Genomic DNA, 20328 nt, shown 5'->3' with positions numbered 1-20328 from the left:
CTTCCCCCCATGTCCAAAAAATTAGGCATGACTCATCCCGCTGTGGAATACAATCGTAAACAAGAAGGGGGACATAGTTACGGAAAGGGAGGAGGATCTGTTGAAATTCATTTGGGGCAAAAAGGAACTCACCTTCATGATCATTCCGGGTGCCAACCGCCATACCGTAAGATTCAAGCTTCCGCACAGTAGTCTGTATATTGTGCCTAGTGTGCTCCTGCTTGTACTGATGGGTTTTTTGGTGACCATTTACTTGATGAATACCCGATCTCATCAAACTCAAACCAGTATGCAGCAAGCTTTCGATGGACAAGAACGTCAGTTGGTTGATCAAATTACACATAAAACAAGTGAACTTGAGCAACTGCAAATTGATTTGATTGACCTGGCTCAGCAGGCCGATGAGTTTAAGGTCAAGCTAGAGGAAATCAAGAAAATTGATCATGTGATCGAACTCATGAGTCAGCCAGAAAGCATAAACGGGACAAGCAAAAAAGTTGCGAGCACCCCGAGCACCAAACCCGTACATGGAACGAACGTTGATGTTGGCGGCAGCGATGTGCCTGTCACAACGGATGGTGTATCTACCCTCGTTAGCAACACCAAGCAAGGGCTTTTTTCATTAGTTGGCGATATTAATGCTCTCCTCGTCAATCTAAATGAATCGGAAGCCAAAATTAAAGAAGCCGAGCGTCTACGCAGTATTACACCAACGCTTTGGCCCATCACCTCGCATAGTATCACCTCCGGCTTTGGTATCCGCATAGATCCTTTTACATTCCGGCCTTCCATGCATACGGGGTATGATATCGATGGCGAATACAACGACCCTGTCTTCGTAACTGCCGCAGGGAAAGTCATCGCTGTGGGTTATGATGGCGAGTTTGGAAACTACATCATTGTTGATCACTCTAGAGGTATTGAAACGGAGTATATGCATTTGAATAAAATACTCGTAAAACGCGGAGAATCAGTAACTAAAGGTCAACAGATCGGTCTCGTTGGTTCTACCGGACGCAGCACGGGCTCCCATCTTCATTATGAAGTTCATAAAAACGGTGTACAGATTGACCCTAAACCCTATCTCATTTCTGATCGAAAGGATGAACGCAAATGATTGGAAGTTCCAAATTGAAACGAATCGATACCAAAACAACGGATACCCTGATAGGAGGCAGTACGATCTGTGAAGGCAAAATCATATCTGAAGCTAGTCTTCGCATTGAGGGCCAATTGAACGGCGATATCGAATGTGCCGGTGACATCACCATTGGTGAAAACGCTGTCGTACAATCCAATATCAATGCCCGCGATATTATCGTGGCCGGTAAAGTGAAAGGTAATATTTATACCAAGGGCAAGCTGATTGTGACAAGCTCTGGCGTTTTGATTGGGAATATTGATGTGCGTTCCTTCATTATCGAGGAAGGTGGCATCTTCCAAGGGAGCAGTGCAATGAATGCAGCTACGGTACAAGGTGACAAAAGTGGCAGCGGCAAGGTCATCGATGCCAAGGCGCATAAGCAGCAAAAAAATGAGCAACAAGCTGCTTCTGGTGGGAATTAGAGCAGCATTATATACAAAGAGCTCGTCTTCATCCGCCTAAGGCAGATGCGACGAGCTCTTTCTTATTTCCCAGCCTTCACTTCGGCCAGTATGGAAAGATCCACGAAGGGGCTAAGATCCAGCTTCTCTGGCTTAATGCCTTTGATATATCTTGCACCGATCGATACCTTCGCCATCTCCTCCATCACCTTAACATCAACGTCAGTGGTTAGTTTCAAGCGGCTAAGCGAAGCTTTGATCAAGCTTTTATCCATACCCTTGCCGCTGTATTTCTTCAACTGATTGTTGATCAGATCGTAAGCTTGGTCAGGATTGTTCTGAATGAACGTAATCCCGTCTACATTGGCTTTAATCGCGCCCTTCACGATATCACGGTGCTTAGCGATAAACGTATCGCTGGCCACCATAATCACCGTTGGATAGTCGCCATGGTTCGGCGGGATCGCCTGCCAATCAACGACGACTTTACCGAGCCCTGCCTTCTCGATCTGAGTTCCCCATGGCTCCGGGACTAAGGCTGCGTCAATTTCTTTCTGACGGAAAGAGATCAGCGTATCCGCTGGTGAACGTACGATGAGATGCGCGTTATCTGCGCCTCTCCCTAGTGCAATACCGGATTGCTGAAGCAGCAACCGCAGTGATATTTCATTCGTGTTCCCCTTGGCGGGAATTGCGATGGTTTTATCTTTTAAGTCAGTGACGGATTGAATCCCTGTGTCCAATCTTGCCACCAGCACCGCGCCGCCGTTATTGGATCCGGAGACAACGCGGAAATTGCCGCTTTTCAAGAAAAATGTAGTCGCTGGCCCTGGACCTACGAAACCAATGTCGATATCCCCCGTCGCCATCGCGATGGACAGATCGGATCCATTGTCGAAGGGTGTCACCTCGATCTTCACCTCTTCGCCCCATTCGCGGGCAAAGTAGCCTTTTTCCAGCGCGATATAGGCGGCCGCATGGGTTACATTTTTGAAAACACCGACCCGAACGACCTGTGGCTTGCCTGTTGCTGTCAGCTTCTCGTCACAGGCGCTTAGGCATGTAACCACAAGCAGCAGTAGCAGGAACAGTTTGATGCTTGTTCTCATACCGCTCACTCCCCTACGACTTGGAGCCAGCGAGGCCGTAGCGCTCTAGCACTTTATCTTCTAGTTTTTTGAAGCAGAAATGGTCTGAAACCGTACCTAGCACAGCGATAATAATGACGATACAGAGCATCAGCGAGGTGTCACCAAGATTCCGTCCGTCCTGCAAAAGCTGTCCTAGCCCCGCCCCCTTCGCGATGAGCTCGCCTGCAACAAGTGCCCGCCAAGCGAATGCCCATGCAGTACGAACACCATTGATCAAATGTGGAAAAGCCGCCGGAATCATGACTTGAATGAACAGATTGAAGCCATTTCCCGTCCCCATAGTCTGAGCTGCGCGCAAATAAATCGGCGGAATATTCTTAATGCCCGTGCGGCTCGCTAAAGCCATCGTCCAGGTGGCTCCGAGCGTCGTAATGAAAATAACTGAAGATTCGTTAAGACCGAACCAAATGATAGCAAAAGGCAACCAAGCAATACTAGGAATTGTCTGCAAAGAAACGACGAGGAAACCAAGTGTGTCATCGAGTAAGCGATAGCGAGCAAATAGAAACCCTAATGTTGTCCCTATGGCGAGAGAAAGTGCAAAGGAAATGAGCAATCGCAACATACTTGCACCTGCTGCTTGCAGCAGTTCGCCGTGTACGATACCGTCGTAGAAGGCTTGCAGCGTCTGCGAAACGGAAGGGAATTTCCATCCCCACCCGAAAATCCTATATCCCGCCTCCCAAGCTATCAGAAGCAGTACCAGAAAAATCGTTCTTCTTAATGCTGTACTCATCACCCGTCTCCTCTCTCACAACCTTCTCCAGCTCATCCGCCAAGGCGTCCATGATCAACGCCTCCATATGATGGAGCACGGAATCTGCGCTGTCGCGAGGTCTCGCTGCTTTGACAGAGAACTCTTTCTTGATCGTGCCGGGACGTGTAGACATGACCAAAACCCGATCTGACAGAATGACCGCTTCACGAATATTGTGGGTAATGAAGAGAATCGTTTTGCGCGTACGCATCCAAATTTCTTCCAATTCTTTATGCAAAATAAGACGTGTTTGCTCATCAAGGGCCGCAAAAGGCTCGTCCATCAGCAATATTTCCGGATCCATCGCCAGCGCTCTGGCAATGGCTGCCCGCTGCTTCATTCCGCCTGAAAGCTCGTGCGGATAACGATCCGCGAAGCGGCTTAAATGCACGGCTTTGATCTGTTCCATCGCCATCTCGAGACGCTCTTTCTTCGCAATCCCCTTCTGCTTAAGGCCAAAGGCGACATTGTCTAGAACCGTCAGCCATGGGAACAGCCCATGCTCTTGAAAGACGACGACGCGATCCGCACCGGCGCCTGTTACCTTTTTCCCATTGACCTGAATTAGGCCTTCAGACTGTGTATCAAAGCCCGCGACAAGGTTCAGAACCGTCGACTTCCCACAGCCTGAGGGGCCTAGCAGGGAGACGAACTCCCCTTTATTTATCGTCAATGTGATGTCATCCAACGCTTGATAACTGCCGCCGATACGTTGGACGAACGTCTTGCTGACTCCCTTTATCTCGATCAAGCTCTCTCATCCCCTACGTTTGTCGCATTAGAATAACATTTTCAAGCCTGCCAAGCCTAACCCAATGATAAATCCACAAATCGCCCCATTCACCCGAATCCATTGTAGATCGCTGCCGATCTTCTCCTCCATCAGAACCGTTAACTTCTCGTTGTCGAGTTTGTCTAGGTTCTCTTTCACCAATTGGCCGATTTTACTGTGATTTTGTTCCACATAAGATGCGATCTGCTCTTGAATCCAGTCCTCACCCTTGTGCAGCATATCTGGGTTTTCACGTATGGATGTAAGCATTTTGCGAAGGACTGGCACCACATGAACAGGGACAAACTCAGGCTGATCCACGAAGTTTTCGGCCTTTTCTTTGAGCTTTGCAAGTAAAAGAGCTAGCTTCTCATCGAGGTCAAACAACTCAGGAAGCTTGGATTTTAGTGACTCTAGCTCCGCTAGAAGCTGTGGATTGCGTTCCAGCTTGTGGAGCTCGTTACGGATGAAAGTAAGCACAGACTCCCGGCGCGGATGATTCTTCATACGCATTTGGTCGATGTAGCTCAGCACGAAATTCTGAATGATACCGCCGATCTTCTCCTCGTTCACCATACCGATAAACGCATTTACAGCAAAAGCCATGAAGCCATTGGACTGCAAGCCTTCGAACGCTTTGATCGCCATCGCGCCTAATTGGTCGCGTGTATCCGCTTTGATCGCCCACGCTGCTGCTTTATCGAGGACAAAATCTAATGTTTTGCCATCGTAGCCGCCGTCTTCGATGGTCGTGATGAGCGTTCTTACGAGACGAGTTGTGTCCACGTCTTGAATCGCTTTATGAATTTCCTCTGCTAAGAGAGGGGTGAATTTCTCTAGATCAATCGCTTGTAGAGCTTGCTTGGCTAGCGCAGTGAGCCCTTTGTGCAGAGATGCATTGTCCAGCTGCTTGTCTGCGATCTCTAGGCCACGCTCCAAGAAATGAATTTGCTGCAAGCGTGCGCGAATGGTTTCTTTGGAGAGCAGCTCATTCTGAACAGTGGAGACGAGCGCTTTCGTAATCTTCTCCCTGTTATTCGGCAGTAGCGCCGTGTGCGGGATGGGAATGCCGAGCGGATGACGGAACAGGGCGCTGACTGCGAACCAGTCGGCCAAACCGCCGACAACCCCAGCCTCGAACCCACCTTGCAGGAACGTGCCCCATACTTGTGAGGAAACTGCTGAAGGCAGCGTAGCCAGAAAGCCCGCGCCCATAACGCCAAGTGAAACGGTTGCTATATACTTTGCTTCTTTTTTCATCGTAGTAACATCTCTTTCCGCGTGAGGTTGATGAATCATTCTTTCTATTTTATCACAAATTGGAAGGAAACGTGGTAGCGGGGTTGATGGGGCGAAATTGTGGGCGGAATGCTGGGAATTGGGTGGGCTGGTGGAGGTGATAGGGCTGGTGGGGCTGATAAGGCTGGGGGCGTTGATACGGCTAGTGGCGCTGATAGGGCTGGTGGAGCTGATAAGGCTGGGGGAGCTGATAAGGCTGGGGGAGCTGATAAGGCTGGGGGAGCTGATAAGGCTGGGGGAGCTGATAAGGCTGGGGGAGCTGATAAGGCTGGGGGAGCTGATAAGGCTGGGGGCGTTGATACGGCTGGTGGAGCTGTTGGGCTGATTGGGCTGGTGGGAACTGGCTACTTACTCGAAGGGATGTTGTATTTGCTGCAACCTGATTGCTGGACCTCCACATATTCATCTTTCCGCCTCAGTCACTCTCATTGTTTCAACTAGCTAAATATTTGTGCTCCAATCCACTGCAACTCCATTCCGCACCGCTCCCAAGCACAAAATAACTGGAAATTATGTAGTTAATTTCGTGTTATTTCGTTCGCATTTGGATTTAGATGGATATTATGAAGTTAATTTCGCCAGATTACTTCTGTTTCTCCAAATCGGGGGCGAATAACTGTATAAAATCCAGTTAATCGTCGTAAATGGCAGAATACTGCAGAATTAACTGGAGGAAATCCAGTTAATTACATTGGGGGGCTAGGTGATGGGGGATGGTTGATTACTCGAAGGGATGTTGTATTGCTGCAACCTGGTTGCTGGACCTCCACATATTCATCTTTCCGCCTCAGTCACTCTCATTGTTTCAACAAGCTAAATATTTGTGCTCCAATCTACTGCAACTCCATGCCGCACCGCTCCCATGCACGAAATAACTGGAAATTATGTAGTTAATTTCGTCTTATTTCGTTCGAATTTGGATTTAGATGGAAAATATGTAGTTAATTTCGCCAGTTTACTTCTATTTCTCCAAATTGGGGGCGAATAACTGTATAAAATCCAGTTATTCGCCGTAAATGGAAGAATACTGCAGAATTAACTGGAGGAAATCCAGTTAATTACATTGGGGGGCTAGGGGCTAGGTGATAGGGATGGTTGATTACTCGAAGGGATGTTGTATTCCTGCAACCTGGTTGCTGGACCTCCACATATTCATCTTTCCGCCACAGTCACTCTCATTGTTTCAACAAGCTAAATATTTGTGCTCCAATCCACTGCAACTCCATTCCGCACCGCTCCCATGCAAAAAATTACTGGAAATTATGTAGTTAATTTCGTGTTATTTCGTTCGCATTTGGATTTAGATGGAAATTATGTAGTTAATTTTGCCAGATTACTTCTGTTTCTCCAAATCGGGGGCGAATAACTGTATAAAATCCAGTTAATCGTCGTAAACGGCAGAATACTGCAGAATTAACTGGAGGAAATTCAGTTAATTACATTGGGGGGCTAGGTGATGGGGGATGGTTGATTACTCGAAGGGATGCTGCATTTGCTGCAACCTGGTTGCTGGACCTCCACATATTCATCTTTCCGCCTCAGTCACTCTCATTGTTTCAACAAGCTAAATATTTGTGCTCCAATCTACTGCAACTCACTCCATGCCGCACCGCTCCCATGCACGAAATAACTGGAAATTATGTAGTTAATTTCGTGTTATTTCGTTCGCATTTGGATTTAGATGGATATTATGTAGTTAATTTCGCCAGATTACTTCTGTTGCTCCAAATCGGGGGCGAATAACTGTATAAAATCCAGTTAATCGTCGTAAATGGCAGAATACTGCAGAATTAACTGGAGGAAATCCAGTTATTACATTGGGGGGCTAGGTGATGGGGGTTGGGGGTTACGCCCTATAAAGAAACCACAAAAAAAGAGAGCCCATCAATGGCTCTCTCTTGCTCTCTTCCAGCAATCTTATCGCTCGCCTTCCCACTCTGCATAAAATTGCTGCAGATAGAGCTCCATGAAGCGATGCCGCTCCTCCGCGAGCTGCCTCGCGTAGGCCGTGTTCATAAGCTCCTTCAGCTTGAGGAGCTTCTCGTAAAAGTGATTAATCGCGGTGTCGTTGCCCCCGCGATACTCCGCCACCGTCATGTGCTCGCGCGCGATGACGGAAGGATCATGAATCGGGCGGCCTTTCCAGCCCGAATAGGCAAACACGCGCGAGATTCCCACCGCGCCAATGGCATCCAACCGGTCGGCATCCTGCACGACCTGGCCCTCAAGCGTGCGCATCGGCGGCCGCGCGCCGCCCTTGAACGACATCGTGCTGATGATCTCCAGCACGTGCTCTACCTGCGCCGCCGGCGTGCCGCTGGCGGCGAGCCAAGCCTCCAGCTCGCGCTGCGCCGCGGCTGGATCGGCGTTGAGCTTCTCGTCGACGACGTCGTGAAGCAACGCCGCAAGCTCGCAGACGAAGCGATCAGCGCCCTCCTGGGCGGCGATGCGTTTCGTCGTCTGTACCACGCGATAGATGTGCCACCAGTCGTGGCCGCTGCTATCGCGCTCTAGCTTTTCCTTCACGAGCGCTTCCGCCGCGAGTAATATCCGCTCGTGATCTACTTCATGCTCATGCTGCATCATTTCTTCTTTTTCCTCTTTCCTTGTCCTGATTTTCCCTCTTCTTGCTTTCCTTGTCCTGACTTTCCTTCTTCTATCTTTCCTAGCTCCAGCTTTTCTGGCTCATACTTACCTTGTTTAGCGCTCTCGTCAATTAAATTCTCTCCGCCAGATACGCCCTTAGCGAGACTTCCCAGCTCTCCCGCGATCTCATTCCCTGAATGCAGCTTAAGCGCAATCATTTTGCCCTCATCCATTTTCTTCGGTTCAGGCACTCGGCCATCTATATGTTTCTGAATGATTTTCTTGAAATTTTTTCCGTATTTATCCTCAAGCTTCGTCCCCATGTCCTGCTGCAGCTCGTTTACCACGACACTACTGCAAAAATGAGTATAAAGCAGCTCCACCATCGCAGGTTGTTCGGTTAGCATCGCAAGCGTTGAATCTCCTCCGCCACGCGTGCCCACGATCGCCAGTTTACGATCAATGAGTATGGTAAATTTACGACCCTCCAGGCTCTTCAAACCCTCAGTGCGTTTACGTGCAAAAGGATAGAAACCAGCCCCCGCTTCGCGTGTCGGCACGATCATTACTCGCACGCCCTGCGTAGTCGCTGCACGAATATCCTCTTTCAGCAGCTTAGCTTCCTCTGGAGACAGATCACAGAATGCTTCTTCCTTCGCTTTCCTCAGCTCCGAGCGAACACGCTCCATAACCTTGGCGTCGCCTTCTATGCTGAAGTACTCTGACCGATGCGTCTCTTGCTTCGGCAAATGCTCTTTCACATAGCGGATAGATGCCTGTAGCTCCGCTTCCATCCGCTCGCCGATTTCCTCGATCGGCACGCTTTGATACACGGTGGGCTCACCATGACTTGTGAGCACTGCGCTTTTTTCCGCGAGCTTTTGCAAAGCTGCGTACACGTTCGAGCGCGATACGCCAAGCCCCTTGGCGATTTCGTAGCCAGTTTGCGTGCCGCTCACTGCAAGCACGTGCAGACACTTGGCTTCCAGATCCGTGAAGCCAAGGTTTTTCAAATGCTGTAGAACATTCTCCATGGCGCAGCCCCCTTCATATCCCTATTGTAGCATGAACGCTTGCTTAGTCGTATCGGTTCAAAGAACGTTCTCTCTAAAATTTTATATTGACAATGATAATCATTATCAACTAATATGATGGAAGTTAATGGGTTGCTTATATATATAACTACTAGGAGGTCCACCATGTCCAAAATTATCATTGTATACGCAAGCATGTCTGGAAATACAGAAGAACTCGCCGATGCAATAGCAGCCGGTATTCAAGAAGCAGGCATCGAGCCTGTTCTCAAAAACGTGATGGATACCAACGCTAGCGAGCTCGAAAACTATGACGGTATTCTACTCGGGGCTTATACGTGGGGCGATGGTGATTTACCTGATGAATACGAAGATTTTTACGAGGAAATGGATGAAGTGAATCTTGAAGGACGCAAGTTCGGCGTATTCGGTTCTGCTGATTCCTCTTACACCTATTTTGGCAAAGCGGTAGATACACTCGAAGAGAAGTTAGCCAAAATCGGCGGGGAAAAAGTATTTGATGGCTTCAAGGTTGAGCTTAATCCGTCCAAGGATGAGAAACAACAATGCCATGAGCTAGGTCTTAAGTTTGCAGCAGCATTGAGCGTTTCAGCCTAAAAATGAGAAAAACTTATATCGAAGTCATTCGAGGATGCGCGACCGCGTTTTAAATGTGGTTTTTATCGCCAATAGTTCTTATGTGGTAAAAAGACCGGAAAGCAGCCTCTGCGGCCACGATCCGGTCCCCTTCTCACAACGTTTCGACTTCAGCGATCTCGATGTAATCCATACTCTTCATTTCGTCAAATACTTCTGAAGCATATTTCCGATCCACATACACGATGAAGTTTAGCTCCTGCAGTTCTTGGTTCAATTCCTTGATATGAACACTTTTCATTTTGTACCCTTTGGCAATAATCGCTTTGATAATTGTCGTTAAATTCCCCTCATGGGAAACAAGCAGACGCACACGAAGATCTTTCATGATCAGCGGTCTAGGCCCCATTTTTTTAATAAAATAAGGCAAAACAATGACACTAACGAGAATAAGCACAAGTCCAAAAAAGGCTTCAATGTAGAAACCAGCTCCAACCGCAATACCAAGGCCCGCAGCTCCCCATATCATAGCAGCTGTCGTCAACCCGATAATGACATCATTGTGCTTGCGAAGAATAACACCTGCTCCCAGAAAACCGATCCCGCTCACCACTTGCGCCGCCAACCTCATAGGGTCCATGACATGCAAACCAGCAACAGCGTACTTATTCGCCGATTCAATGGACACGATTGTCAATAGACAGCTGCTTAAGCAAATGACAAGTGACGTTTTAAGTCCCAGCGGTTTATTCCTAATCTCCCGCTCCAATCCAATAATTAATCCAAAAATTGCTGAAATCCCAAGTTTCATTAAAATATGTAGATCTACAGTAAATTCCATCATCGTTTACTCCTCTTGTTAAGTAACCTTTACAATATCTTAACAAAGTAACGAAGTAAATAACCATTTGTGAATTAAGAAAATGTTTATGCCGACTACCAAAAAGCCTGAGATGAGTTAGGCAACTCCCCCAAGCTTTGCTAGTTAGATTCGGAAACGATAGCCCGCTCCCCATATGGTTTCAATATATTGTGGATTTGATGGATCCTGCTCCACTTTCTCTCGCAGCTTGCGGATATGTACCGTCACAGTGGCAATCTCCCCCATGGCGTCCATTCCCCATAACAGGTCAAACAACTGTTCCTTGCTGTATACCCGATTCGGATTCATCGCGAGATGAGTCAGCAGATCGAATTCTTTGGTCGTGAACATGACTTCTTTGTCATTCACGAATACGCGCCGCGCCGTTTTATCAATCATCAAACCGCGAATGCGAACCTCATCGTTTTTCGTCTCACGACGCCCCATTAACCGTTCGTACCGGGCCAAATGGGCTTTCACCCTGGCCACCAGCTCACTTGGGCTAAACGGCTTGATCATGTAATCATCGGCTCCAAGGCCGAGTCCTCGTATCTTGTCGATATCTTCCTTTTTAGCTGAAACCATGACGATTGGAATGTCCTTCACACTCCGAATACGTCGGCAAATTTCAAAGCCATCCATAATCGGAAGCATAAGATCGAGTATTACTAGGTCATAGTCTATCGACAGCGCCCGCTCAAGTCCACGTTCACCGCTAGTTTCAATATCAACCTCGTACCCGTTAATTTCCAAATAATCACGTTCTAGCTCGGCAATGCTTTGTTCATCTTCTACGATCAAAATCCGACTCATGCTTCGCTTCCCTTCCCCTGATAGAGTGGTAAGGCCATAAACACGGTAGTGCCCAGCCCTAACACGCTTGTCGCACCAATGCGCCCGCTATGCTCTTCAATGATTTGCTTCGCAATCGCCAGTCCTAGCCCGCTGCCTCCAGTTGCCGTATTGCGCGAAGGATCTGCGCGGTAGAAACGATCAAAAATATGCGGAAGCGCCTCCTCTGAGATGCCCTGACCATTATCCTTGATATGAATAACGGCGAATTCATCTTGTCTCGACACGCTTAACGTAATCTGACAGTTGCCTTCTTCACTGTATTTGATTGCATTCTCTATTATGTTTAGAAGCACTCGTCTAAGCTTATCACGATCTGCTGTAACCAGTATCGGCTCTTGCGGCAGATCGGTCAGCGTAAACTGGACTCCTTTTTTCTCCATATCAAATTGTAATTCCTGCGCACAATCCTGCACATAGTTGCCTAAATCTACGGTTTCGAATTGAAACGGAACTTTCCCCAGATCCAACTTGGAAAATAGAAACAGCTCATCAATCAGCCGATCCATATCCGCCGCTTTGTTATAAATAGTACGAATATACTTGTCTAGCTTATCCGGCGAATTCGAAACGCCATCCATGATGCCTTCGACATAGCCTTTGATAGCAGTAACAGGTGTTTTCAAATCATGGGAAATATTCGAAATGAGTTCTTTGCGATTCTCCTCGTATTGGAGCTGCAGATCCACTGATTTCTTAAGTTTGCGCCGCATCTCTTCAAAAGCGATACTGAGCTCGCCAAGCTCATCGTTCCCGTGTGGAACAATTTCAAAATCCAGATTTCCCTCTTTAATCTCCTCTGTTGCCCGTTTAAGAGCTCGTAGTGGCCGAATAATGCTGCGCGAAACGAAGTAAGTCAGCACGCCATTGGTAGCAATGAGGATGAATATAAAAGTTAAGAAAACCGTTTTTGAGAATTGATGCAAATATTTCTGAAAAGGACCGCCATCTAGAAACACGAAAACCGTACCCTTACTCTTATCAGAAAACAAGAAATCCTGCTGTCTAGTTATCCACAGTGATCCTTGATTGCGCTGAAATTTCCCTGGTGGTGTACCGTAAAGCGGAAGCAGCGAGGTGTCCCCAGCTTCTTTTTCCTTCAGATAGGAAGATACATACGTAATGGTTTGATCCTTCCGAACGATTAGTCCCATATTAATTTTGTGAAACCGCTCGTTCAGGTCCTTCACAAACGTCTCCTGCAAAAAGGCATCGGGATCCGATTCAATTTTGGCCTTTATATAAGCGACATTTTCCGCTTCCTGATCAACGACGCGCTTAATGGGATTCCCATGCGAAAAGTCGACATCAAAGCCTGATTTCAAGCTCCCGAAGGTGGCGATGCTGATGAGAATGACGGCTAGCCCAAAGAGCACAAGCGGTACAAGCAGCATGGCAATATAGGACAGGACTAGCCGTATGCGAATCGACATCGGGTTCAGAGCTCCTTTTTATCAAACAAATAATAACCTGCTGTAAAAAATAGTATACTGCACGCTATCAAAAACATAAAGATCGAGAAGATCTTACTCGTTACCATCGAACCGCCAACCCAAAGCATATGCCAATCCATGTAAGCTGTAGGTGAGTACGTTGCAATCTGCGGAATGAAAAAAGCGGCTACCTTGAATGCCAAGTATAGGAGGATGCTGACCGTAAGCGCCGAGCTGCTGCTCGAGAAAAATTGCGCCAGACATACCGCGACGATACTCAATACTAGCAAGGGTACGAAGGCAGTGCCGTAAGCCAGCAACCAATTGGCGAGTGTACCGATGCCACCGAAATGTTGAAATAAGAAAGCGGAGAGCATCGATGCGATGAGGGCAACGACCAAGTAGAGCGCAATATAGATGGCGAGCGCTAGTTGTTTGGACGCGAATACTTTGAAACGGGAGAGTGGTCTCGTTAAAATATTTTTCATTGTACGATCACCCATCTCACCGGAAAACACATCCGCAGCCCCCATGAACACGAACAGAGGCAGGAAAATCGTTGTGAACAAGCCCAACATCACAATAGGGAAGTCCTTCGCGGCGATCGCGCCAATGCCAATACCATTCTGGAACCTCGAAAGCAAAATACCTGCTAGAATAGGCAGCAGCAAGGTGACCGCTAGGAAGAAGATTGTTTTCTTTTTGTAGGCTAATTTCAGCGTTTCATTCCAGACGTTAGCTGTTAAAATGCTAGGCATTGGCGGCAAGCCCCCTGACTTCTTGAATTTCTCGAAGGTAAGCGGCTTCCAAGGATGGGCTGCCTTTGATCAAATCGGAGACAAGTCCCTCACGGACGAGCTTCCCTTGATGGATAATGCCAATGCGATTGCACATCAGCTCCATTTCGTGGATGAGGTGAGAGGAGATTAAGAACGTGATCCGTTCCTCTCGTGCTAACCGCAGGATGATTTCACGAATGTGAACCATCCCCTCAATATCGAGACCGTTCGTCGGCTCATCAAGAATGAGAAGTTCCGGCTTAGAGAGCATCGCGGCCGCTAGTCCGAGCCTTTGCTTCATGCCCAGTGAGTAGCCTGCTACCTTTTCATGTTGAAAAGGGGTAAGATCTACGATCTCAAGCACTTCGTCTATTCGCTGCTTGCTCACGCCTTGATACAGTCGCGCCGCTTGCTCCAGATTCCTTCTGCCGCTCATGTAGGTATAGGCTTCTGCCGTTTCGATCAACACGCCGACCTTCGCCATCGCTTGCTCATACTGCGTTTTCACGTCGTAACCGAACAGCTTCACTTCACCTTGCTGCGCTTGAGATAAGCCTGTCATGATCTTCATCACGGTTGTTTTCCCCGCTCCATTTGGACCAAAAAAACCATATATATCACCGCGTTGCACCGTCATATTGACTTGATGAATACCGCGGAGGTTACTGAATATTTTCGTTACATTGTTTAGTTCAACGACGTGTTTCATGCCGTTCCGCCTTTCAAAAGGGAAATGAGGAGGTCAACCGAGGTTGATGGCTCCTCTTTGAGTCATTGTTGCTTGCAGTGCTAGGTGTTTGGAGATAAAAGCTTAGAGCTTAGAGCCTAGAGCTTAGTTTTTGTCGCTCCACTTTTTGTGGCTGGACATTTCATCTAGTTTCACGTTCTCCACTTGCTTTCCGCTCAAATCAACGGTATCAGGTAGTGTTGAGTTCAAGCTGGAAAGTGTCATATCAATGCGAAGCACAACATCATGCGCAGCGCCTTGCTCATCTTTACCTGACAAATGGATCTGTGCAGATTGACTCGTAATGTGATCATCGCTATCCACGCTTGCATTCACTTCCACTTCATCCATCGAAATGTCAGAAGAAAGCTGTGGCAGGCTATTCCTTAGCGTCGCGAGGTCAATCCCCAGCGTATTGGCTTTGGCTGGCATTGGCTCATTTTTGGCCATCGTGCCATGTTTGATTACAAGCGAACCCACGGTGTTCACAACCGGAGAGATCTGGCTACCGGATAGCTTAAAATGAATTTCCTTGCCGTTCCCTGCTGTTTCGTCCATCGTGACATAATTTTTTAAATTGCCGACTAGGGCGTCCACCACATTTTCTACTTCGCTGATGTCTGCTGGGTCTGGGGTATGATTGCCTTTGTTATGTCCTTTGAACTTCGCTGGCGCGTCGCCACCTTCGATGACTTTGTACACGTCAGAATCCGCTGTTTTGATAATCTGCTTGCCATCTTGGCTGTAGAATTGAATCGTTTGCTGCTCGTCATCAGTGCCATTAAGTACATTCACTTGTGCACTTCCAGCGTGATCCGCACCGCCAGTTTTGATCGTTGATTTTACTTGGAGCAAGGATGCTCCGTTGTCTTGTAGAGACACGTTTACTTGGCGTGTTACGTTCGTGATCGTCGCTGTTTGTTTCACGGCTGATTTGAAAGCTTCATATCCCGGAGCTTCTCCCACACCTGCATATACTGAGGTCACTAGCATCATGCTGCCTACCGCTACACCTAATCCCAACATCGCTAACTTCTTATTCATCTCGTCCTGCCTCCGCGTAATCCATACGCTTTCTCTAATTTGGCTGCGCCTTGCGCTTCCATACTGACTATCTTAGCCCTCAAGAGTTAATCGCCTCTAAACCACCTATTAACATGGACTAAAACAATTCTTAAATATTTCTAAACTGGGGTGGGAGAGCAAGGAGTTAGCTAGTTGGCAGAGATGGTGCAGGGCGATGTGTGAGTGCGTTAAGAGTAGCTAGTTGTGCGGTAGTTTGGACTCTAAGTTGAATAGTTGGTGGGGGGCGATTGTTTGGTGACTCTTAGCTGAATAGTTGGTGGGGGGGTTGTTGGGTGACTCTTACTGAATAGTTGGTGGGGTACGATTGTTTGGTGACTCTTAGCTGAATAGTTGGTGGGGTACGATTGTTTGGTGACTCTTAGCTGAATAGTTGGTGGGGTACGATTGTTTGGTGACTCTTAGCTGAATAGTTGGTGGGGTGCGATTGTTTGGTGACTATGGTGCTAAAGTTGTCGCTCCAAAAAATAACTGGAAAAGCTCCCGTTAATTTGGCGGTTTCGGCATGAAAATGAACATTAAATGGAAAATATACAGTTAATTCCTTAGAAATCACTTTTAACATTATTATCAGCCGGAATTAACGACATAAAATCCAGTTATTTTCATTTTTCCGCGCAATTGAGAATTATTAGCTGTATGTTTTCCAGTTATTTTACAGTAATGACCCCACTGGGACGTTCGGCGTGTTGGGGGTTTGGGGTTTGGGGTTTGGGGTTTGGGGTTCGGGGTTCAGGGTTCGGGGTTCGGGGTTCGGGGTTCAGGGTTCGGGGTTCAGGGTTCAGGGTTCGGGGTTCAGGGTTCGGGGTTCGGGGTTCAGGGTTCGGGGTTCAGGGTTCAGGGTTCGGGGTTCGGGGTTCCAGGTTCGGGGTTCAGGGTTCAGGGTTCAGGGTTCGGGGTTCCGGGTTCGGGGTTCGGGGTTCCGGGTTCGGGGTTCCGGGTTCGGGGTTCGGTATACCACAAATTAAAAAGCCGCCTCCTGATCATCGAACCGTCAGTAGGCAGCCTATTTGTAAACTAATACTGTTTCGTTTTCTCTTTCATCTTCAACATGCCGGAGTGGACAATTTTCGCTTTCACCGAAATGTTTCCCAACTCATAGTCGGTAAGTGGCTTCTCTCCATAGGAGGTTAGTTTAGCCCACGTTTTGAAATCATCCCTGTACAACACATGTTCCAATGCGTAGACGTCGATTCCACGGCTTTTCCCAAGCTTAAAGGTTGACTTGACTTCATCTGTTATTTGTTTGGAAACTTGTTCTTGCAACTCCTTCTCGCCGATGTCTTTAAACATTTCAGCAATGGTAACGTAGGCTTTGATCTCAATATCAAAGAAGGTTTGTTCCCCATTCGATCGCACCTTGATAAGAGCCTCCGGTTTGATAATTGTGTTTTGAATCGCCTTGCCCTCTTTATACACAACTAATGGGGTACGACTCGTGTATCGATTCAACCATCTTGCACCAATAAATTGGTTCTCGGAAAACCATTCCAAATCATGCTGCTTATTTAGGGAATAGACACCGCTCACGAATAGTTTTTGATCTGGCTTTTCATTTTTCTTCCAAACCTCTTTATCGATGCCTAACGAAGGAAGCATAACAGTAAACCCGGGCTCCCTTAATTTGGACACAACCCAAAACAAACGATGGGGGGGGATGTATGAACGTTGACGATAGTTGTCTGAAGGTTGCATCAAAATGGAACTCATGGGTGAAACATTGAAGAAAGGGATTACGGACAAAATAGACTCAATAGACTCGTTTGTTGTATATACCCATTGGGTGAATCTCGTTTCACTGTACCGAATCGCTCCATCAGTAAAGATGCTAATGCCTTGGTTCAGCGCATCCTTAGAATATAAATAAGCGCCAACATGACCCCAAAATACACGTTGCTGAGACGTTCGATAGAGCTTATTGAATGCTTCACTAATGGTTGCTCCTTCTTCTTTGCCAACCCAAATCAAAGGCGGCTGCGACGACTGCCCTCCCTCTTGTTTGGCCACACTGGCGAAATCCAGCATTTGTCCATAAACAATGTATTTCCCATCCTTATAATCAAAGCCAATCGCTGTCATGTAATTCGTGTCTTGAATCGTTTTCAAATCCCAACAGCCAGTCAGGCTAATCAAAAAGAAGACTCCGAACGCTAGTTTCACCAACGCTATTCTCATCATGAAGGTTCCTCACCTTCCCGGGTGTCATCCTTCGGGCTGAGCGAATGAGGCCTTGTTTTTAGCTTCTTCCAAGGTTTGGCCAAAAAAGCTGAGAATATTTCCCCAAATTGGGGAGGTGAAAGCGGGGAGAGATACGGCACTCCGAACGAACTCAATGTCGACATGAGCAGTACGAGCCCCATGAGGGATATCATGAATCCATAAATACCAAACATGGTGGAAATTAATAGAATAACAATACGTAAAACCGTAATTGTACCGGCAAGAGACTGATTGACAAGCGTATACATGGATATCGTCGATAAGGAAGTCACGACCAAAGTTGTAGGACTTGTAATGCCTGAGCGAATCGCTGCGTCACCGACAATTAAGCCGCCAACAACGGTGACCGTTTGTCCAACCACTTTGGGCAACCTGGCACCCGCTTCGCGGAACAATTCGAATAACAGCAGCATGATGATAAAATCCATCGGTCCAGATAAAGGCAATCCTAATCGTGAGGAGGAGATTGTCGCGACAAGTGGATACGGAATTTGGTCCAAATTAAAGCTGGATACCGATATCCACAAGCCCGGCAGCAATACCGAGATTAACAGGCCGATCAATCGAAGTAATCGCTCGAAAGCGACGAAAATAAACGGATTATGGACATCCTCTGGTGAATTTAAAATATAAGATAGGTTAGCTGGCGCGATTAGTACCATTGGCGAGCCATCAACGATAACCGCAAATCGTCCACGGAGTAGGCTATCCGCCACAAAATCGGGCCTCCCCGTATAATTTAACAGTGGAAATAAGGAGAATGTTCGACCTGATAAAGCCTCATCCAGTTGCGAACTGCTAATAATCGCATCAACATCAATCGATTGCAGTCGGTCTCTTGCTTCCTGCAAGACCCAGTCGTTGATGACATCGCCAAGATATAGCAGGGCAACTGTCGTGTTGCTCTTTTGTCCCAATTGTATCTTTTCACAACATAAGCTCGGTGTGGCCAATCGTTTGCGGACTAAGGCGATGTTCGTAATCACATCTTCTGTAAACCCGTCGCGCGGTCCTTTAATCGAAGTTTCCGTACTAGATTCTTCGGGTGAACGATTCGGAGGTGAAGCAATATCCAGTGAGTAAATCGATTGGGTATTCTCAAAAAATAAAATTAGCTGTCCTGCATACACAGCTAATTTCATATCTTCTATGGCGCGATTACCCGTAAACTTGACCAACTGCAGCATCGAACTCAGATCAAGGGCGTTTTCATTTTGATAATAGTCACTATCTATAAAAACCTTTAGTTTAGGCAGCACAAGTCCCTCGATCATATCGGTTCGTACCATGCCTTCACAATAAAGCAGGATAACACGCTGGGCGACTCCATTTTGCTTGACAGGATATGTTTTCAAAATAATGTCGTCCGAAAGAGCAAACCATTCACGGAAATCTTGCTCATCCACTAGGCATCTTCTCCTTTCGCCGTACAGGCAACATCGCAACTACAAGCAGGAACAAGAGCAAGAATAGGCCGACTACAAACATGACGGAATAGTAATAGTTTTGCAGCATTTGTACCATTTGATTATCCGATAGAGGGTACAGGCTTGCTGCAATTAATCCAAGGCTGAACCACACAAGATATTTCGTTCTGGTCGATTTCTTAGTAATGTTCATCATGTCTACCATAATGAACATCAAGATGGATGTACGCATACTTGCCCCTGAAATCCATTGAAAAATAGATAAGAAGTCTAGGTGGGAAATATATTTCCCGAGGGTTACCATTCTCCATTGTTCAAATGCGGGGTATCTTAAATCTGCCGCCTCGAAGGGACCAAAAATCGCAATTGCCCCCGTTAGAGGGCCGACAGTAAGTCCAATTACACAGGTGGTTACAATCAGTAACCCTCGCAAACGAATACGTGTCCGGACATGGTGCTGCATCACAAGAACGACCAATATTTCGAAGGATGCGCTGCAGGTCAGTAACATACACATAGCTGTCGGTCCATAGCCATGTGTAAAAAGTGGAGTAAGTAGGGTGTAATCCTTATATTGAAAGTTAGCGCCCATCACGAAATATCCAAGGACAACAACACCCGGTAAGAGGATTCCTGATGCAATTGCAATCACTTTAATGCCTTCCCTTGCCGCAAAAAAACAAAATAGAATAAATATCAATTCAATCATTAATACGGGAGTCCTAGGCAGATAAGTGATGTGTGTCCACATGGTCACGTCTTTAATCGTGACAACAGAATGCGTAAAACAGATCAGAATAATCGCAAATTGAATAAGATACGTGATCCATTTCCCTGTCTTCATTCTGATCCAATCCATCAAGTTTCCCTGCTTGGATCGTCTAACCAAGAAATAAATCAGACATGTCCAGATAAGCATTGGAACAAGTGAAAGTATGGCCCCCATCCATGAATCTCGCTTTCCATAATGCAGCAACACAGGAATGAGCAAGACATGATTCGTAATAGCGATTGAAATAATCACGATCGTATATAATTGGAGTGTCGTAATCTGATTCTTTGCAAGCATAAGGTTCTCCCACTTTGATATGAGATGGATAACGGCTATCGTTAAGTTCTCCCGCATCTGGAAAATTATGCGTAAACACACAATAAAGCCGCCTCCCGAAGATCGGAAAGCGGCTTTATACAGCCATCTGTATTA

19 protein-coding genes are annotated in these 20328 nt (G+C 46.9%); 4 read left to right on the top strand and 15 right to left on the bottom strand.

From position 1 onward, the window contains the following. The first annotated feature begins 100 nt into the window (after positions 1 to 100). Together AC58QG_RS21740 and AC58QG_RS21735 are read left to right on the top strand one after the other, a co-directional pair. Complete coding sequence (locus tag AC58QG_RS21740) at positions 101 to 1117, top strand: peptidoglycan DD-metalloendopeptidase family protein (protein WP_497364216.1); 1017 nt, start codon at positions 101 to 103, stop codon at positions 1115 to 1117. Beyond that, complete coding sequence (locus tag AC58QG_RS21735; protein WP_497364215.1) at positions 1114 to 1566, top strand: bactofilin family protein; 453 nt, start codon at positions 1114 to 1116, stop codon at positions 1564 to 1566. The genes AC58QG_RS21740 and AC58QG_RS21735 overlap by 4 nt, the downstream gene beginning before the upstream one ends. 62 nt (positions 1567 to 1628) lie before the next feature. On the opposite strand, the gene AC58QG_RS21730 is transcribed toward AC58QG_RS21735, so the two are convergent. From AC58QG_RS21730 to AC58QG_RS21715, 4 genes are read right to left on the bottom strand one after another with little or no spacing between them, the layout of a single operon-like run. Further along, on the bottom strand, positions 1629 to 2654 hold the full coding sequence (locus AC58QG_RS21730) for an ABC transporter substrate-binding protein (RefSeq protein ID WP_497364214.1): 1026 nt from the start codon (positions 2652 to 2654) through the stop codon (positions 1629 to 1631). Between the two features lie 13 nt (positions 2655 to 2667). Next, positions 2668 to 3432: an ABC transporter permease gene (locus AC58QG_RS21725; RefSeq protein ID WP_497364213.1), complete on the bottom strand. Its 765-nt coding sequence runs from the start codon at positions 3430 to 3432 to the stop codon at positions 2668 to 2670. Beyond that, positions 3365 to 4204 carry an ABC transporter ATP-binding protein gene (locus AC58QG_RS21720; RefSeq protein WP_497364212.1) on the bottom strand — a complete coding sequence of 280 codons (840 nt, stop codon included), beginning with the start codon at positions 4202 to 4204 and terminating at the stop codon, positions 3365 to 3367. Before AC58QG_RS21720 ends, AC58QG_RS21725 begins: the two co-directional genes overlap by 68 nt. A 27-nt stretch (positions 4205 to 4231) precedes the next feature. Then, the gene (locus tag AC58QG_RS21715; protein WP_497364211.1) at positions 4232 to 5485 is read right to left on the bottom strand and encodes a DUF445 domain-containing protein; all 1254 of its coding nucleotides are present in this window, start codon (positions 5483 to 5485) and stop codon (positions 4232 to 4234) included. Positions 5486 to 5603: 118 nt separating this feature from the next. On the opposite strand from AC58QG_RS21715, the gene AC58QG_RS21710 reads away from it, so the two are divergent. After that, complete coding sequence (locus tag AC58QG_RS21710) at positions 5604 to 5849, top strand: hypothetical protein (RefSeq protein WP_497364210.1); 246 nt, start codon at positions 5604 to 5606, stop codon at positions 5847 to 5849. A 1592-nt stretch (positions 5850 to 7441) separates the two neighbouring features. Here AC58QG_RS21710 and AC58QG_RS21705 read toward each other — a convergent pair. Together AC58QG_RS21705 and AC58QG_RS21700 are read right to left on the bottom strand one after the other, a co-directional pair. After that, entirely contained in the window at positions 7442 to 8110 is a 669-nt protein-coding gene (locus tag AC58QG_RS21705) for an HD domain-containing protein (RefSeq protein WP_497364209.1), read from the bottom strand. Next, positions 8107 to 9144: a TrmB family transcriptional regulator gene (locus tag AC58QG_RS21700; protein ID WP_497364208.1), complete on the bottom strand. Its 1038-nt coding sequence runs from the start codon at positions 9142 to 9144 to the stop codon at positions 8107 to 8109. The genes AC58QG_RS21705 and AC58QG_RS21700 overlap by 4 nt, the downstream gene beginning before the upstream one ends. A gap of 165 nt (positions 9145 to 9309) precedes the next feature. Between AC58QG_RS21700 and AC58QG_RS21695 the strand changes: the two genes are divergently transcribed. Beyond that, a complete protein-coding gene (locus AC58QG_RS21695) occupies positions 9310 to 9762 on the top strand; it encodes a flavodoxin (RefSeq protein WP_497364207.1) in 453 nt (150 codons plus the stop codon). A 133-nt stretch (positions 9763 to 9895) separates the two neighbouring features. Here the strand turns inward: AC58QG_RS21695 and AC58QG_RS21690 are convergent, their stop codons facing one another. From AC58QG_RS21690 to AC58QG_RS21650, 9 genes are all read right to left on the bottom strand, one after another. Further along, entirely contained in the window at positions 9896 to 10585 is a 690-nt protein-coding gene (locus AC58QG_RS21690; protein ID WP_497364206.1) for an MgtC/SapB family protein, read from the bottom strand. A 141-nt stretch (positions 10586 to 10726) separates the two neighbouring features. Further along, the gene (locus AC58QG_RS21685) at positions 10727 to 11416 is read right to left on the bottom strand and encodes a response regulator transcription factor (RefSeq protein ID WP_497364205.1); all 690 of its coding nucleotides are present in this window, start codon (positions 11414 to 11416) and stop codon (positions 10727 to 10729) included. Continuing rightward, the gene (locus AC58QG_RS21680) at positions 11413 to 12888 is read right to left on the bottom strand and encodes a sensor histidine kinase (protein WP_497364204.1); all 1476 of its coding nucleotides are present in this window, start codon (positions 12886 to 12888) and stop codon (positions 11413 to 11415) included. Before AC58QG_RS21680 ends, AC58QG_RS21685 begins: the two co-directional genes overlap by 4 nt. Positions 12889 to 12893: 5 nt before the next feature. Beyond that, positions 12894 to 13646 (bottom strand): DUF2705 family protein, encoded by a 753-nt coding sequence (locus AC58QG_RS21675; RefSeq protein WP_497364203.1) that lies wholly within the window; start codon positions 13644 to 13646, stop codon positions 12894 to 12896. Then, positions 13639 to 14376 carry an ABC transporter ATP-binding protein gene (locus AC58QG_RS21670; RefSeq protein ID WP_497364202.1) on the bottom strand — a complete coding sequence of 246 codons (738 nt, stop codon included), beginning with the start codon at positions 14374 to 14376 and terminating at the stop codon, positions 13639 to 13641. The genes AC58QG_RS21675 and AC58QG_RS21670 overlap by 8 nt, the downstream gene beginning before the upstream one ends. A 123-nt stretch (positions 14377 to 14499) precedes the next feature. Then, positions 14500 to 15438 carry a hypothetical protein gene (locus tag AC58QG_RS21665; protein ID WP_497364201.1) on the bottom strand — a complete coding sequence of 313 codons (939 nt, stop codon included), beginning with the start codon at positions 15436 to 15438 and terminating at the stop codon, positions 14500 to 14502. 1056 nt (positions 15439 to 16494) lie between these two features. After that, positions 16495 to 17655: a Ger(x)C family spore germination protein gene (locus AC58QG_RS21660; RefSeq protein ID WP_497364200.1), complete on the bottom strand. Its 1161-nt coding sequence runs from the start codon at positions 17653 to 17655 to the stop codon at positions 16495 to 16497. Beyond that, positions 17652 to 19103 carry a spore germination protein gene (locus AC58QG_RS21655; protein WP_497364199.1) on the bottom strand — a complete coding sequence of 484 codons (1452 nt, stop codon included), beginning with the start codon at positions 19101 to 19103 and terminating at the stop codon, positions 17652 to 17654. The genes AC58QG_RS21660 and AC58QG_RS21655 overlap by 4 nt, the downstream gene beginning before the upstream one ends. Continuing rightward, positions 19096 to 20193, bottom strand: coding sequence for a GerAB/ArcD/ProY family transporter (locus AC58QG_RS21650; RefSeq protein WP_497364198.1), 1098 nt, complete (start codon positions 20191 to 20193; stop codon positions 19096 to 19098). Before AC58QG_RS21650 ends, AC58QG_RS21655 begins: the two co-directional genes overlap by 8 nt. Positions 20194 to 20328: the final 135 nt, after the last annotated feature.

This window comes from Paenibacillus sp. J22P169 (assembly GCF_059691995.1).
This window is presented reverse-complemented; position numbering and strand designations above follow the sequence as displayed.